Genomic DNA, 14,376 nt, shown 5'->3' on the forward strand with positions numbered 1-14,376 from the left:
AGAACCCCACCATGCGCATCTATTGCGCCGGCCCGGGCGCGGTGTCGTTGCCGCCTCTCTTAGCGGCGGCGAGGGCCTGCGCGGCCGGGCTCAGCTTCTGCTTCAGGGCGATGATCCGGTCGTAGGAGGCCTGCAACTTGTCGCGGCTGATCGCCCCGCTCGCGACGGCGCGCGCGATGATCGCGGCGATCCTGTCTGGCAGGTCCGCGCCGGCGGCATTGCGCTGGCCGATCAGCAGCACGTCGTTGCCCGCCTTGATCGCCCGGAGCACGCGGTCCTCCAGCGGATAGCGAGCGGTGATGGCGGCCAGTTCCAGGTCGTCGCTGAGCACGACACCGTCGAAGCCGATCTCCGTGCGCAGCCGCTTGACCGCCTTCTCGGACAGCGATGCGGGCAGGCCCGGCTCATCGGAAAAGCCGGAATGGGTGAGATGCCCCATCATCACCATGTCGGCGCTCTCGCTGGCGACCAGCTCGCGGTAAGGCTCCAATTCGGCCGCCGACCAATGCGCCTCGATGTCGGCGGGCGCGTCCTGGGCGTCGCGGTCGGCGCTGCCGAAGCCGGGGAAATGTTTCAGCGCGGTCAGCAGCCCGATATCGTGATGCGCGATGCGGAAGGCTTTGGCGAAAGCCGCCACATGCTTGGGCTGCGCGCCATAGCTGCGCCGCTTGACGGCGATGGCCGGGTTGGCCTCGTTCTGGCGCAGATCGACTACCGGCCCGAGATTGAGGTTGAAACCGTAGCCGCCCAGCTCGGAGGCCATCGTCTGGTAGACGCTATAGGCGATGAGCGGATCGTTGGTCTCGCCGAGATCGCTGGCGGAGGGGTAGCTGCGGAAGCCGTGGTCGGCCGCCATGGCCTGGGCGACGCCGCCCTCCTGCTCGACGGCGAGGAAGGGCACGGTCGCGGCCTTGGTGCGGCGCAGGGCGTTCATCAATTTCGTCAACTGTCCGGGCGAGACGACATTGCGCGGCGCGATGACCACGCCGCCGATTCGGCCGGACTCGATCTGGGCAACGATCTGCTTTGTCGCCGCCTCGTCCGGCGCGGTGCCGTCGAAGCCGACGATCAGCATCTGTCCGGCGAATTTGGCGATCAGCGGGTCCGGCTTCTGTTCCGGCGTGGGCGGCGGCGATGCCTCGGGAACCGCCATGCTAAGCATAACCGGCGCGGGCTCCACCGGAGCCACGGCGGGCGCGGGCGGCGGCAATGTGGCGGCGACGGGTACGGTCTGAGCGGGTGCGGGCGCGGCTTCGCGCGGCGGCGTCGGCACGGCCACGGGCGCCGCCTCGCGTAGCGCTACGGGCGTTGCCGGCGGCATCGCGTGCGCGGCGTCGCGGACGGGCGCGGGNGCGGGCGGCGTTGCGGCGGCGGCCTGAGCGGCGGGCGCGGCAGGACCGACCGGAGCGCGCACGGCCCGCATCGGTACAGGCGGTACCTTGTCCTTCTCCGGCTCGTCGCGGGACGCATTGCGCTTATCGTCACGACGCGACCGGCTCGAATCGTCCTGACCGGCGGCCTGGCGCTGGCCGGAGCCGGTGGCGCCGGTCGTCTGTGGACTCTGTGACGAGTTGGAGGATTGGGCCGCCGATGTCGACGCCGACGGCTCGCGCCGGGGGCGCGCCGTGGCATTGCCCTGCGGCTGGGCGGGCTCCTCGATGGCATGCACCTCAGGCCATTTCAGATCGCCGCCGATATTGGTGTATTCCGATGACGCGGACTGCGCGGATGCCCCCGAGGCCCCGAACGCGACGCTTACAACGAGCGTGACGGCATAGAGTGTCGATCTCAAAACGTCCGCCCTCCAACCTGGCCTGGCAGCCAAAATGCCCCCCACCTGTCTCGCCCCCGCGCCCAAGGCCATTTGACTATGACCTATTCTTAGCGCACGCTCCGTTATCGGCCGTGATTTTTTTGCCGCAAACATTCACCGCCGGGCATCATTGGTTCTGCCCGCTTTTTTTCCGGAAGCTGTGTCTTTTCCCATCGTGCCGAAAATGTGCGCGGCGGATTGTGTATTTTGGCCACGGAATTTTAGCACTATAGACGATAGCCTCGCACAGCGCATGTAGGGAAATATATCGATGCATCCCCGTATTCTCTTGGCCGGCCTCATCGTTGCAATGGTGCAACCCTCGCTCGCCGCGACGGATACCGCTCTGCTGCGGCTGCAAGAAGGCGCGGCGGCCCTGATGCGGGGCAATTTCGACCAGGCCATCACCTCCTACGACCAGGCGCTGAAGGAACCGGACCTGCCGAGCGCCCGCCTCGCCGGCATTTATAATGACCGCGGCGTCGCCAATTGGCGGCTGGGGCGCCACGAGCCGGCGCTGGCGGATTTCAACAAATCGATCGAGCTCTATAACGGCTCGGCGGCGACCTACAACAACCGCGCCAACGTCTATAACGACATGGCCCGCTATTCCGAAGCCATCGCCGATCTCGACCGGGCGATCGCGCTGGCCCCGGCCTATGGCGCCGCCTACAACAATCGCGGCAATGCCCGTTTCCAGCTCGGCCGCCATGAAGAGGCGCTGGCCGATTACCGCCGCGCCATCGAGCTGATGCCGACCAATGCCGTGCCTTATAATGGCCGCGCCCAGGCGCAGGAAATGCTCGGCCAGCCCTATGCGGGCCTGCGCTTCATCACCCGCGCCATTTCGCTGAACGGCAAATATACCGCCGCCTATCGCAACCGCGCGCTGATCCTGCAGCATTTGCAGCGCGACGAGGATGCGCTCGCCGATTATGAGCGGCTGATCACGCTCGCCCCGGAAGACCCCGAGCTTTATGTCGGGCGCGGCCAAGTGCATCTGCAGCAGAAGAAGATCCAACCGGCGATCAAGGATTTCTCCAAGGCCATCGAACTCGATCCGCAGAACGCGCAGGCCTTCGCTGGGCGGGGCGCGGCGCATGCCGAGCTGAAGCGGCCGGACCTCGCCATCGCCGATTTCGACCAGGCCATCAATCTCGACCCGAAACTGGCCGAAGCCTATTACCGCCGCGCCGACGCGCTGTTCCGCTCCGGCAATGCCGACCGCGCCGAGGCCGATCTGGTCACCGCCTTGGGGCTGAAGCCGAATTACGCCGAGGTCTACAAGCTGCGCGGCGAGATGGCCGAGGCCAAGGCCGACCCGCAAGGCGCCATAGCCGCCTATAAGCAGGCCGCCGAATTCGATCCCTTCCTCGAAGGCGTCGCCGAGCCGCTGAAGAAGCTGACCGGGAGCGATGAGAAAACCGCCAAGCCGCTCGGCGACATCGTCAAGGGCTGGGAGATCGTCAGCCCATCCAAGGGCCGCTTTGTGGCTTTGAACCCGGCCTATCCGCAGCTCAAGGTGCTGCTCGAAATGCACGGCCCCGGCCAGCCCGAGATCCTCGACTGGACCGCACTCTCCGAGGGCTTGCGCGGCTTCGGCCTGCTCCGTTACGCGGGCGGGTCGCTGCCGGCCTCGTCCTCGGATGCGGGACGGCACGAACTTGTGGCCATCGTCGATCTGCGCAAGAATATGGTCGTCTCGATCGAGCCGCATATCGCGGGCGAGGCCAAGGCGAAATGGGACTGGTCGCCGACCGGTGTCGTCGTCACCGATGCCGAAGGCGTCATCAGCGCGCATGAGCTGCGCCCGGCCCCGAAGCCGAAACCTGTACCCGTTGCCCAGGACCGCCCCTGGTATGAGGACAGCCGGGGGGGCGGCGGAGGCGGCGGACATCGGTCGCGTGGTCTGTTCGACTGGCTGTTCAGATAGCAAGAGGCTGCCATGGCTGCGCCTGCCCGTCGCGGCACCTTCCGGGCCGCGGCCCTTTTCGTTTTCTCGCTCCTATCTCTGAGGCCGTCCCTGGCCGAGCCCTTGCCGGGCGTCAGCGCCGACCTGATGCGCACTTCGGTGTCGGGATTGTCGTCCGGCGCCTATATGGCCGGGCAGTTCCAGGTCGCCTATTCGCAAATCGTCATCGGCGCCGGGCTGGTGGCGGGCGGTCCCTATGGCTGCGCCGACACGCCGGGCACGGAACTCAACCCGTTCTGGTTGGTGGTGCTGAGCTGGAACCTCGCCCGCGCCGAAAATAAATGCATGGAGGACGGCTGGTTCTTCTCCACCGTGCCGGACCCGAAGGACCTGCTCGCCCGCGCCAAGCGCCTGGAGGAGGAAGGCCGTATCGATCCCCTCAAGAGCCTTGCGCAGGACAAGCTCTATCTGTTTTCCAGCCGCAAGGACGACACCATCGAATCCGGCGTCGTCGAGGCGGCAGCCGAGTTTTACCGCCGCGCCGGCATCCAGGCGGCCAACACCGATTTCGTCATCCATGACAAGGCTGCGCACGCGTTTCTGACCGAGTCGCAAGGGCTTGCCTGCGGCACGACGGGCACGCCCTTCATCAATGATTGCGACTACGATCAGGCCGGCGCCATCCTCGAGCGGCTGATGGGGCCGCTCAAGCCGGCGGGCGAGGCCGTCGAGGCCCATTTCCAGCGCTTCGAGCAGCGCCCCTTCCTCGACCGGCTGCCAGATGCCGATTTCGACGATGAGGGCCTCGTCTACATCCCCGCCGAATGCCGAACGCAGGGCGGCTGCGCGGTGCATATCGTCTTCCACGGCTGCAAGCAGGGCCTCGCCGCCATCGGCGAGCAGTTCGTCAAGGGTTCCGGCTATGCGCGTTGGGCGGAGACCAACCGCATCATTCTGCTGTTCCCCCAGGTGAAGCCCGGCCCTCTCAATCCCAATGGCTGCTGGGATTGGTGGGGCTTTACCGGCCGCGAATTCCTGGAACGTCAGGCACCGCAAATGCGCGGCGTCCGCCGAATGCTGGAGCGCCTGACCGAGGCGCCTTCGCCGTAAGCGCCCGGCCGACCGCGGCGTTTTGACCAGCCATCGCGGCAATGAGACTTGCGCGCCCGCCCGGTGATCCGTTACAAGGGATTAACTTATCTCGGCGACACTTCAGTCGATGGCGGCAGTGACCAACGATCGCAACAGGCATGACGAGACCGGAACGGGCGCTTTCGCTGCCCGCGCCATTCGCTTGCCCGCGTCCGCCGCCCGCAATTCGCTTGCGCTCCTGCTCCTTATTCGCCCCTGAGCGCCGTCTGGCTGCGGCTGGGCGCTTAGGGGTTCGAGCTTGCTGACGATGCGCAACAGTCCCGGCCCACAACCGACCCGCCGGACGCGAATAAGGATTTTGCCATGACCACCGAAGCGAATGAGCCCGAAGCCGCGCGCGTAAACCGCGACGCCGATAACCGCGTCTTCATCTTCGACACCACCTTGCGCGACGGCGAGCAATCGCCCGGCGCCTCGATGACGCTGGAAGAGAAGATCCAGGTCGCCGAACTTTTGGACGAAATGGGCGTCGACATTATCGAGGCAGGCTTCCCGATCGCCTCGAACGGCGATTTCCAGGCGGTGTCCGAGATCAGCAAGACGGTGCAGAAGGCCGTCGTCTGCGGCTTGGCCCGCGCCGGGCTGAAGGACATCGACCGGGCCGGCGAAGCGTTGAAGGATGCAAAGCGCCCGCGCATCCATACGTTCATCGGCACCTCGCCCTTGCACCGGCAATATCAGCTCAACATGGACCAGGAGCAGGTCTATGAGGCCGTCGTCGCCTCGGTGACGCGGGCCCGCTCGTATACGGATGACGTCGAATGGTCGGCGATGGATGCGACCCGCACCGAGCCCGAATATTTGCGCCGCGTCGTCGAGGCCGCGATCAAGGCAGGCGCGACCACCATCAACATCCCCGATACGGTCGGCTATACGACGCCGGAAGAATTTTATACCCTCATCAAGATGCTGCGCGAAGAGGTGCCGGGCGGCGATGGCGTGATCTTCTCGACCCATTGCCACAATGATCTCGGCTTGGCGGTCGCCAATTCGCTGGCGGGCCTGCGCGCCGGCGCCCGGCAGATCGAATGCACCATCAACGGCCTCGGCGAGCGGGCCGGCAACGCCGCGCTGGAAGAAGTCGTGATGGCTATCAACACCCGCAACGACGTGCTGCCCTATTGGACCGGCGTCGATTCCCGTTATATCGCCCGCGCCTCGAAGCTGGTCTCTGCCGTCTCGGCGTTTCCGGTGCAGTACAACAAGGCCATCGTCGGCAAGAATGCCTTCGCGCATGAAAGCGGCATCCACCAGGACGGCGTACTGAAGAACGCCCAGACCTACGAAATCATGACGCCGGAAAGCGTCGGCCTGAAAGAATCGTCGCTGGTGATGGGCAAGCATTCCGGCCGCCACGCCTTGCGCGAAAAGCTGCGCGAGATGGGCTATGAGCTGGGCGACAACGCCTTCGAGGCCGCCTTCCAGAGCATGAAAGACCTCGCCGACAAGAAGAAGCATGTGTTCGACGAGGACCTGGAAGCCATCGTCGACCAGAACGTCGCCACAGCGCATGACCGCATCAAGGTCTTGTCGCTGACCGTCATCGCCGGCACCGGCGGCCCGCAGCGCGCCACGATCACGCTCGACATCGACGGCCAGCACCACACCGCCGAGCGCACCGGCGACGGCCCGGTCGATGCCACCTTCAAGGCCATCCAGTCGCTGTTCCCGCACGAGGCGCGGCTCCAGCTCTATCAGGTGCACGCCGTCACCGAGGGCACCGATGCGCAGGCGGAGGTCAGCGTCCGGCTCGAAGAGGCGGGCAAGACGGTGACCGGGCGCGGTTCCGACACCGACACGATGGTCGCCTCGGCGCGTGCCTATATCAGCGCGCTCAACAAACTGATGACCCGCCGCGAAAAGAATGCTCCCGGCGCGATGATGGCGATTTAAGGCGGATAGCAGACTGCGGATCGGGCGGCGTCTACCGCCCCCGATCCGAGATCATCATCACCGCTTGAAAAACGCCTCGAAGGCCGCGCGGGCTTCCGGCGAGCGCAGCCGGTCGTTGAAATGCGCGCCCTCCACCTGCATCCGCGCGCCGATCGCCTCGACATCGCGCAGCAGCTTCTTCGTAATCCGCATCGCCTCGGCCGGGCGCAGGCACACCTCGCGCGCCAGCTTGCGCGCCCGCGCCTCAACCTCTTCGCGCGGGGCGGCTTCCGTCGCGAGGCCGGCTTGCGCCGCTTCCGTACCGCTCATCGGCTGGCCGAGCGCCAGCATCATGAAGGCCCGCGCATGGCCGATCCGCGCCGGCAGCAGCAGCGAGGATGCCGCCTCCGGCGTCAGCCCGAGGGCGGTGAACGGCGTGCTCAGCCGCGCCTCCTCCGCCATGATGACGATGTCGCAATGCAAGAGCATGGTCGCGCCGACGCCGACGCCATTGCCGGTGACGGCCGCAATCAGCGGCTTCTCCGCCGTGGCGATGGCGCGCAGGAACCGCTCGACGTGGCGCGGCTCGCCGCCCGTGGCGATGGCCGCGAAATCGGACAGGTCGTTGCCGGCGGTGAACATGTCGCCCTCGGCGGTGAAGAGTATCGCCTTGGTCTCGGCGTCCTTCTGGGCGGCCTCCAGCGCGTCGGCAGCGATGCCGTACATGGCGTTGGTCAGCGCGTTCTTCTTCGCCGGACGGTTGAAGCGGATCTCGACGACGCCGTCTTCACGCTTCACCAGAATGTCTTCGCTCATCGGGTTTCCTCCATCTCGATCAATCGTTGCAGCCAGCCCGTCACCACGGCGAATTGCTCATCGCTCAGCCCCGCCGCCATCCGCGCATTGAACGCCTGCGCCCGCGCCGCCGCCTCGCGCCGCACCTTCCGGCCGCGCTCCGACAGCGCCAGCATGGCATAGCGGGAATCATTTGGCGTCGTTTGCCGGACAATCAAACCGGCCTTCTCCAACCGCTGCGCGAAGGCCGAAGCCGCCGACTGGGCGATCCGCAGGCGCGTCGCCATGTCATTGACGCTGATCGCGCCCTCGGCCGGAATGGCGAACAGTGCGCCGGTCTGCGCACCGGTAATGTCGAGATCGCGCAAACCCGCATCCGCCGCCGCTGTCGCCCGCCGGTAGGCGAGAGAGAGGAGCCAGAACAGCCGTTTGTCGGGGGGCGTGACCATGGCGCCAGCATAACGCAATTCGATCGCAAGTGATACATCGCTACAGATGGAACGCAGGCCCGCGACAACACACCCCGCGTTTATGCCTCATCAAGGGCGGCGAACAGTGGCATTATCCGGCGCAACTCCAGGCCGCAGCACTATAATCGCCGGTCAGGGGCCGCCCCCGGGAGGCAAGCCCGAGCGCCATTGAGACGGATGAGCAGATGACAGAGCGCCTTTGGAATTTCTGGGTCGATCGCGGCGGCACCTTTACCGACGTGATCGGATCGGCGCCCGACGGCTCGCTGCACTCCGCCAAGCTGCTCTCCGAAAACCCCGGTGCCTATCGCGACGCCGCCGTGCAGGGCATCCGGCAATTGCTCGGCCTCGCGCCCGGCGAGCGCATCGCCAAGGGCAGCATCGGCGAAGTCCGCATGGGCACGACCGTCGCCACAAACGCGCTGCTCGAGCGGCGCGGCGAGCCGACCGCCCTCATCATCACCAAGGGCTTTCGCGACGCGCTGCGCATTGGCTATCAGGCGCGGGCGGATATTTTCGCCAAGATGATCGTCAAGCCGGACCAGCTTTACGACCGCGTCGTCGAAATCGGCGAGCGCATCCTGGCCGACGGCACCGTGGAGCAGGCGCTCGACCCGGAAGAGGCGCGGCAGGCGCTCGCCGCCATCGAGGCGGAAGGCTTCAAGTCGGTCGCCATCGTCTTCATGCACGCATATCGCTATCCGCAGCACGAGGAGGCGGTGGCGCAGATCGCGCGCGGCATGGCCTTCCCGCAAGTCTCCGTCAGCCATGAGACCAGCCCGCTGGTCAAGCTGGTCGGGCGCGGCGACACCACCGTGGTCGATGCCTATCTCTCGCCGATCCTGCGCCGCTACGTCGCCCAGGTCGAGGAGGAGCTGGAGGCCGAGCGCACGGGGGCGCGGGTGAAATTCATGATGTCGTCGGGCGGGCTGACGGCGGCAAAACTGTTCCAGGGCAAGGACGCGATCCTGTCGGGTCCGGCGGGCGGCGTGGTGGCGATGGCGCGGACCGGCGCCGCCGCCGGCTTCGACAAGGTGATCGGCTTCGACATGGGCGGCACCTCGACGGACGTCGCCCATTTTGACGGCGTCTATGAGCGGACGCTGGAAACAGAGGTCGCCGGCGTCAGGATGCGCTCGCCGATGATGCTGATCCACACCGTGGCGGCGGGCGGCGGCTCGATCCTGCATTATGACGGCGCGCGCTTCCGCGTCGGCCCGGATTCGGCGGGCGCCAATCCGGGACCGGCCTGCTACCGCCAGGGCGGCCCGCTCGCCGTCACCGACGCCAATGCCATGGTCGGCAAGCTGATCCCCGATTTCTTCCCGCCGATCTTCGGTCCCGGCCAGGATCAGCCGCTCGACACCGAAATCGTGCGCGAAAAATTCAAGCAACTGGCCGAGGATATCGGCGACGGGCGCTCGGCCGAAGAGGTCGCCGACGGCTTCCTCAAGATCGCCGTCGCCAACATGGCCGAGGCGATCAAGAAAATCTCGGTGCAGCGCGGTTATGACGTGACGCGCTATGTGCTCAACGCCTTCGGCGGCGCGAGCGGCCAGCATGCCTGCCAGGTGGCGGACGCGCTCTCCATCAAGAAAGTGCTGATCCATCCGTTTTCCGGCCTGCTCTCCGCCTATGGCATGGGGCTCGCCGACGTCCGCGCCGTGCGGCAAAAGGCGCTCGAGGTTCCGCTTGATGACGCGGCGCTGGCCGATATCGGCGCAATCGCTGCAGAGCTCGGCCACGATACCCGCAAGGAAATCCGCAACCAGTACATTGCCGACGCCCATGTGACCGCGCATGTCACCGCCCATATCCGCTATGCCGGCACCGACACGACGCTCGACGTGCCCGCTTTCTCGGCGGATGGCGGCGAGGATTTCGCCAAGGCCGCGATGGCAATGAGCGTCGCGGCGATGAAAAGCGCCTTCGAGGTCGCGCACAAGGCCCGCTTCGGCTTCATCGACGAGAGCAAAAGCCTGATCGTCGAGGCGATTTCGGTCGAAGCCGTCGGCGGCGGCTCCACCATCGCGGAGACCGAGCTGGCGCCGGACGATGCGCCCTTGCCGGAGCCAGCCCGCGCGACCCGTTTCTTCTCCGATGGCGCATGGCGCGACGCCGTCGTCTACACCCGCGCCCAGCTCAAGCCCGGTCACATCGTCAACGGCCCCGCCTTGCTGATCGAGGACCACCAGACCGTCGTCATCGAGCATGGCTGGCGCGCCGAGCTCACCGCGCTCGACCATCTCGTGCTCGACCGCGCCGTGCCGCTCCCGGCCCGCACGGCCATCGGCACCCATGCCGACCCGGTGATGCTGGAGATCTTCAACAATCTCTTCATGTCGATCGCCGAGCAGATGGGCGTGACGCTGCAGAACACCGCCTATTCCGTGAACATCAAGGAGCGGCTCGACTTCTCCTGCGCCGTGTTCGACCAGAATGCCGCGCTCGTCGCCAATGCGCCGCACATGCCGGTGCATCTGGGCTCGATGGACCGCTCGGTCGAAAGCGTGATCCGCAACAACGCCGTCATCCGCCCCGGCGACGTCTTCGCCATCAACGCTCCTTATAATGGCGGCACCCATCTGCCCGACATCACGGTCTGCTCGCCGGTCTTCGACGATGCCGGCGAGACGCTGCTGTTCTGGGTCGCCTCGCGCGGCCACCATGCCGATGTCGGCGGCATCGCGCCGGGCTCGATGTCGCCGCTCGCCACCACCATCGAGGAGGAAGGCGTCTATATCGACAATTTCAAGCTGGTCGATCAGGGCCATTTCCGCGAGGCGGAGCTGATCGCGCTGCTGACCGGCGCCAAATATCCCGTCCGCAACGTCGTGCAGAACGTCAACGACCTGAAGGCGCAGATCGCCGCCAATGCCAAGGGCGTCGCCGAACTGCGGCGGATGGTTGCGCATTTCGGGCTCGGCGTGGTCGAGGCTTATATGGGCCACGTGCAGGACAACGCGGCCGAAAGCGTGCGCAAGGTCTTGGAGCGCCTTCCGGCGGAAGCCGCCTTCGCCTATGAGATGGACCAGGGCTGCGTCATCAATCTGCGCATCACGGTCGACCGCGAGGCGCGCGAGGCGACCGTCGATTTCACTGGCACCTCGCCCCAGCGCGACGACAATTTCAACGCGCCCGAGCCGGTCGCCCGCGCGGCGGTGCTCTATGTCTTCCGCGTCATGGTCGAGGACAAGATCCCGATGAATGCCGGCTGTCTGCGCCCGATCCGCATCGTCATTCCCGACGGCACCATGCTGACGCCGCAATGGCCTGCTGCAGTCGTCGCCGGCAATGTCGAGGTCTCGCAGGCGGTGACCAACTGCCTGTTCGGCGCGCTGGGCGCGCTCGCTGCCGCGCAGGGCACCATGAACAATCTCAATTTCGGCAATGACCGCTACCAATATTACGAGACCATCTGCTCCGGCGCGCCGGCAGGCGACGGTTTCTCCGGCGCCGACGCCATCCACACCCACATGACCAACTCCCGGCTGACCGACCCGGAAATCCTTGAATGGCGCTTTCCGGTCGTGCTGGAGGATTTTCATATCCGGGCGGACTCCGGCGGCGAAGGCCGCTGGCACGCCGGCAACGGCACCAGCCGCACCATCCGCTTCCGCGAGCGGATGGAATGCGCGCTGCTCTCCGGCCACCGCCGCGTGCGGCCCTTCGGCCTCGCCGGCGGCGAACCGGGCCAGCTCGGGCGCAACATCGTCCGGCGTCTCGATGGCCGCATGGAGGAGCTTAAAGGCGCCGACCAGACCGTACTGGAAGCTGGCGAGGCCATCACTGTCATCACGCCGACGGGCGGCGGCTTCGGGCCGAAATCCGGCGGGTGAAAGCGCCGGAAGGGCCGGTGGCTGACACCGGCCCGTCGGCGTATCACAATCTAACAATATTATGGCAAACAACGCCGCTGACTCAAATCGCCTTATGCAATCTAAAGTTGCCAACATCGCGCGTTTCTTGTAGCGACCTTTTCCATCTTGACAAATTCATCGATCCAACGTCTCTAGCACTTCTCATCAATGCAGAAGCGGAAGTAACATGTTGGTTCGCCAAGAGTTTTTTCTGTGCAGCACCTCGCAACGACTTGACGCCTCTGCAGAAAAATCTTCATTTACTGGCGGCGCAGATCGCTAAAATGGAGAGTCTCCCGATGTTCCAAGTCATGCCGAGGCGGATGTATTTTGGCCCGAGCCGGGCGACATCCATCGATCTGTGCGTCCGCGATCTCGTCCGTGCAAGCCGCTTTGCGCCCTCAACGCGCATCTTCGCCGAGCGGATCGAAGAACCGTTCGAGGGATTCGACCTCAGCTATTTTCCTACCAGCGTGCGCTCGCGGACCTATAGCCGCGCCAATTACATCGCCAAGGTGGCGAGGGAACAGCGGCCCGATGTGATCGTGGTGCAGGCGCACCTGCCGACAGCGGCCGCCATCGCCTGGCGCTGTCCCGATGTCAATGTCGTGCTGCACACGCATAATTTTCAGAAATCCAATTACAATCGGCGATCGATCCCGGGCAAGATCCACCGCGCGCTGAAGCTCGGGCGCTACCGGCGGCTGGCCGGCCTGATCCATGTCAGCGAAGCCTGCGCGCGCGATTTCGCCGCCGCCTGGCCCGACATCACCATCCCGCAGGCGGTCATCTATAACGGTTTTGACTTCTCCGAATGGCGCCCGGCCGAGATCCGTGAGCCGGAAATCCTCTGCGTCGGCCGCGCCATTGCCACCAAGGGCATCATCGACGCCGCCCAGGCCGTCGCCCAGGCATTGCCGAGCCATCCCGGCTGGCGCGCACGCTTCATCCTCTCCACCGTCAAGGTCGAGCCGGAATATTTCGAAGCCGTCCGCAGCGCGCTTGCCCCGCTCGGCGAGCGGGCGCAAATCGAGATCCAGCAGCCATTTTCCGTGGTCAAGGAAGCTTATGAACGCGCCGCGATCGCGCTAGTGCCTTCGAAATGGGTCGAACCCTTCGGCCGCACCGCACTGGAGGCGCATGCCGGCGGCGCCGCGCTGATCAGCTCCGGGACCGGGGGCCTTAGGGAGGCGAGCCAGGAGCACGCTCATTATCTTCACGATGTCAGCCCCGGCGCCATCGCCGAGGCGATCGACACTCTGATTGCCTCGCCCGAGCTACGCGAAAAACTGGGCCGCGACGGCGCCGCCTGGTCGCGGACCAGGTTTTCGACCGGGCAGCAGGCGGCGCGGCTGGACGAATTTCTCGGCAGTCTGCCCAGGGCGGCACGGAGAAATTGACGGATTTTTGGAGCGACGGACATGAGAGACCGGGCATGATCGAATCTGGCGTTGCCAAGGAGGTCGTGAGCCCGTTTCCATTGGAAGATAGCCTTGACGCGGATTTCTACCCGATCGATGACACCGATGGCGTCCTATCCCATGCAGATCGCCTCAATGCCTATCTGACAAGGTTCCTTGATACGCTCCCTAACATTCGGGGCGAAGACGGACGTCGGAGAGCTTTCGTCACGCTTTGCACGCCGGACTATTTTTTTGGGATCGTCGGCCTCGCCCGTTCGCTCAACAACAATTCTGCAATCCCGCTCATTTGTCTGACCGACTCCGAGTTCAATTTCTCCGAGACCGTGGATTTACCGAATGTTTATTTCGTCCGCATCCCCCGACTGATCAACAAAGCCTACAAGCCGGGCCGCAAGGAATTTAGTAACGTGCTTTCGAAGCTTTGGGTTTTCGGACTCCATGCGTTCGACAAGCTGGTCTTCCTCGACAGTGATGTTTGCGTGGTCTCTTCCATCGACGCACTTTTCGAGCACCCCTCGCCCGCCTTCGCGGCCGATTATGCGGATCACACCGGCACGCAGCGCTTCAACAGCGGCGTTTTCGTCATCGAGCCCGACCGCGAGAGTTTTCAGAAGCTGATGCGATTTGCGCGCGAGGGCTATTCCTATGACGGCGCCGATCAGGGATTATTGAACAGCTATTTCGAAGCGAAGCATCGCTGGCTACCCCGAAAATACAATGTACTGCGCCACCATGCATACTACAGTGCAGATATAAACATGAATATGGATGAAATCGCTATCATCCACTATGTCGTAAAGAAGCCATGGGAAATGAAATATCGCGAAGCGTGCGACGCGTTTCTTGCTGAGTTTGATGATATTTGGACGCAGCAACTCACCAAAGACGATTTGCTGAAGCTCATACGGTACTGGCGGAAAGACATTTTTGCGTCGCACGAAGGGGACATGGCCTCGTTGCGAAAAATCAAGAAATATGCGCGTTCGATGCGGCTGACATTGTTTGCGGTAATCGCATGCTCCATCGCGACGATTGCCATGATTGGGATCGTATTGAGCGCCGCCCATTGAAGTTGTTA

Annotated in this window: 9 protein-coding genes; 6 read left to right on the top strand and 3 right to left on the bottom strand. The window is 64.8% G+C overall.

Translation table 11 applies throughout. From position 1 onward, the window contains the following. Positions 1 to 19: 19 nt before the first annotated feature. Positions 20 to 1,351 (bottom strand): glycoside hydrolase family 3 N-terminal domain-containing protein (locus BLEFHOIH_RS22705; protein WP_210191747.1); only part of this gene is annotated, 1,332 nt, incomplete at its 5' end. 733 nt (positions 1,352 to 2,084) lie between these two features. Here BLEFHOIH_RS22705 and BLEFHOIH_RS22710 point away from each other — a divergent pair. The 3 genes from BLEFHOIH_RS22710 to BLEFHOIH_RS22720 all read left to right on the top strand — a co-directional run bounded on the left by BLEFHOIH_RS22710 (position 2,085) and on the right by BLEFHOIH_RS22720 (position 6,770). Then, complete coding sequence (locus tag BLEFHOIH_RS22710; RefSeq protein WP_088348321.1) at positions 2,085 to 3,746, top strand: tetratricopeptide repeat protein; 1,662 nt, start codon at positions 2,085 to 2,087, stop codon at positions 3,744 to 3,746. A 12-nt stretch (positions 3,747 to 3,758) separates the two neighbouring features. Next, positions 3,759 to 4,835, top strand: a complete 1,077-nt coding sequence (locus BLEFHOIH_RS22715) for a poly(3-hydroxybutyrate) depolymerase (protein WP_245297154.1) — start codon at positions 3,759 to 3,761, stop codon at positions 4,833 to 4,835. 345 nt (positions 4,836 to 5,180) lie between these two features. Further along, positions 5,181 to 6,770: a 2-isopropylmalate synthase gene (locus tag BLEFHOIH_RS22720; RefSeq protein WP_088348322.1), complete on the top strand. Its 1,590-nt coding sequence runs from the start codon at positions 5,181 to 5,183 to the stop codon at positions 6,768 to 6,770. A gap of 57 nt (positions 6,771 to 6,827) precedes the next feature. Here the strand turns inward: BLEFHOIH_RS22720 and BLEFHOIH_RS22725 are convergent, their stop codons facing one another. Both BLEFHOIH_RS22725 and BLEFHOIH_RS22730 read right to left on the bottom strand, forming a co-directional pair. Continuing rightward, a complete protein-coding gene (locus tag BLEFHOIH_RS22725; RefSeq protein WP_088348323.1) occupies positions 6,828 to 7,565 on the bottom strand; it encodes an enoyl-CoA hydratase-related protein in 738 nt (245 codons plus the stop codon). Continuing rightward, the gene (locus BLEFHOIH_RS22730) at positions 7,562 to 7,993 is read right to left on the bottom strand and encodes a MarR family transcriptional regulator (protein ID WP_088348324.1); all 432 of its coding nucleotides are present in this window, start codon (positions 7,991 to 7,993) and stop codon (positions 7,562 to 7,564) included. The genes BLEFHOIH_RS22725 and BLEFHOIH_RS22730 overlap by 4 nt, the downstream gene beginning before the upstream one ends. A gap of 206 nt (positions 7,994 to 8,199) precedes the next feature. On the opposite strand from BLEFHOIH_RS22730, the gene BLEFHOIH_RS22735 reads away from it, so the two are divergent. From BLEFHOIH_RS22735 to BLEFHOIH_RS22745, 3 genes are all read left to right on the top strand, one after another. Further along, positions 8,200 to 11,853, top strand: coding sequence for a hydantoinase B/oxoprolinase family protein (locus BLEFHOIH_RS22735; RefSeq protein ID WP_088348325.1), 3,654 nt, complete (start codon positions 8,200 to 8,202; stop codon positions 11,851 to 11,853). Positions 11,854 to 12,173: 320 nt separating this feature from the next. Beyond that, positions 12,174 to 13,274 carry a glycosyltransferase family 4 protein gene (locus BLEFHOIH_RS22740; RefSeq protein ID WP_170937336.1) on the top strand — a complete coding sequence of 367 codons (1,101 nt, stop codon included), beginning with the start codon at positions 12,174 to 12,176 and terminating at the stop codon, positions 13,272 to 13,274. 35 nt (positions 13,275 to 13,309) lie between these two features. Then, positions 13,310 to 14,368 (top strand): glycosyltransferase, encoded by a 1,059-nt coding sequence (locus BLEFHOIH_RS22745; RefSeq protein WP_088348327.1) that lies wholly within the window; start codon positions 13,310 to 13,312, stop codon positions 14,366 to 14,368. Positions 14,369 to 14,376: the final 8 nt, after the last annotated feature.

The organism is Rhodomicrobium sp. R_RK_3, from assembly GCF_002198715.1.
Taxonomy (GTDB): Bacteria; Pseudomonadota; Alphaproteobacteria; order Rhizobiales; family Rhodomicrobiaceae; genus R-RK-3.

What these genes read in the sequence shown, in the direction of transcription:
- BLEFHOIH_RS22710 (WP_088348321.1), top strand. Translation starts at nt 2,085, where the DNA reads ATGCATCCCCGTATTCTCTTGGCCGGCCTCATCGTTGCAATGGTGCAA.
- BLEFHOIH_RS22715 (WP_245297154.1), top strand. Translation starts at nt 3,759, where the DNA reads ATGGCTGCGCCTGCCCGTCGCGGCACCTTCCGGGCCGCGGCCCTTTTC.
- BLEFHOIH_RS22720 (WP_088348322.1), top strand. Translation starts at nt 5,181, where the DNA reads ATGACCACCGAAGCGAATGAGCCCGAAGCCGCGCGCGTAAACCGCGAC.
- BLEFHOIH_RS22725 (WP_088348323.1), bottom strand. Translation starts at nt 7,565, where the DNA reads ATGAGCGAAGACATTCTGGTGAAGCGTGAAGACGGCGTCGTCGAGATC.
- BLEFHOIH_RS22730 (WP_088348324.1), bottom strand. Translation starts at nt 7,993, where the DNA reads ATGGTCACGCCCCCCGACAAACGGCTGTTCTGGCTCCTCTCTCTCGCC.
- BLEFHOIH_RS22735 (WP_088348325.1), top strand. Translation starts at nt 8,200, where the DNA reads ATGACAGAGCGCCTTTGGAATTTCTGGGTCGATCGCGGCGGCACCTTT.
- BLEFHOIH_RS22740 (WP_170937336.1), top strand. Translation starts at nt 12,174, where the DNA reads ATGTTCCAAGTCATGCCGAGGCGGATGTATTTTGGCCCGAGCCGGGCG.
- BLEFHOIH_RS22745 (WP_088348327.1), top strand. Translation starts at nt 13,310, where the DNA reads ATGATCGAATCTGGCGTTGCCAAGGAGGTCGTGAGCCCGTTTCCATTG.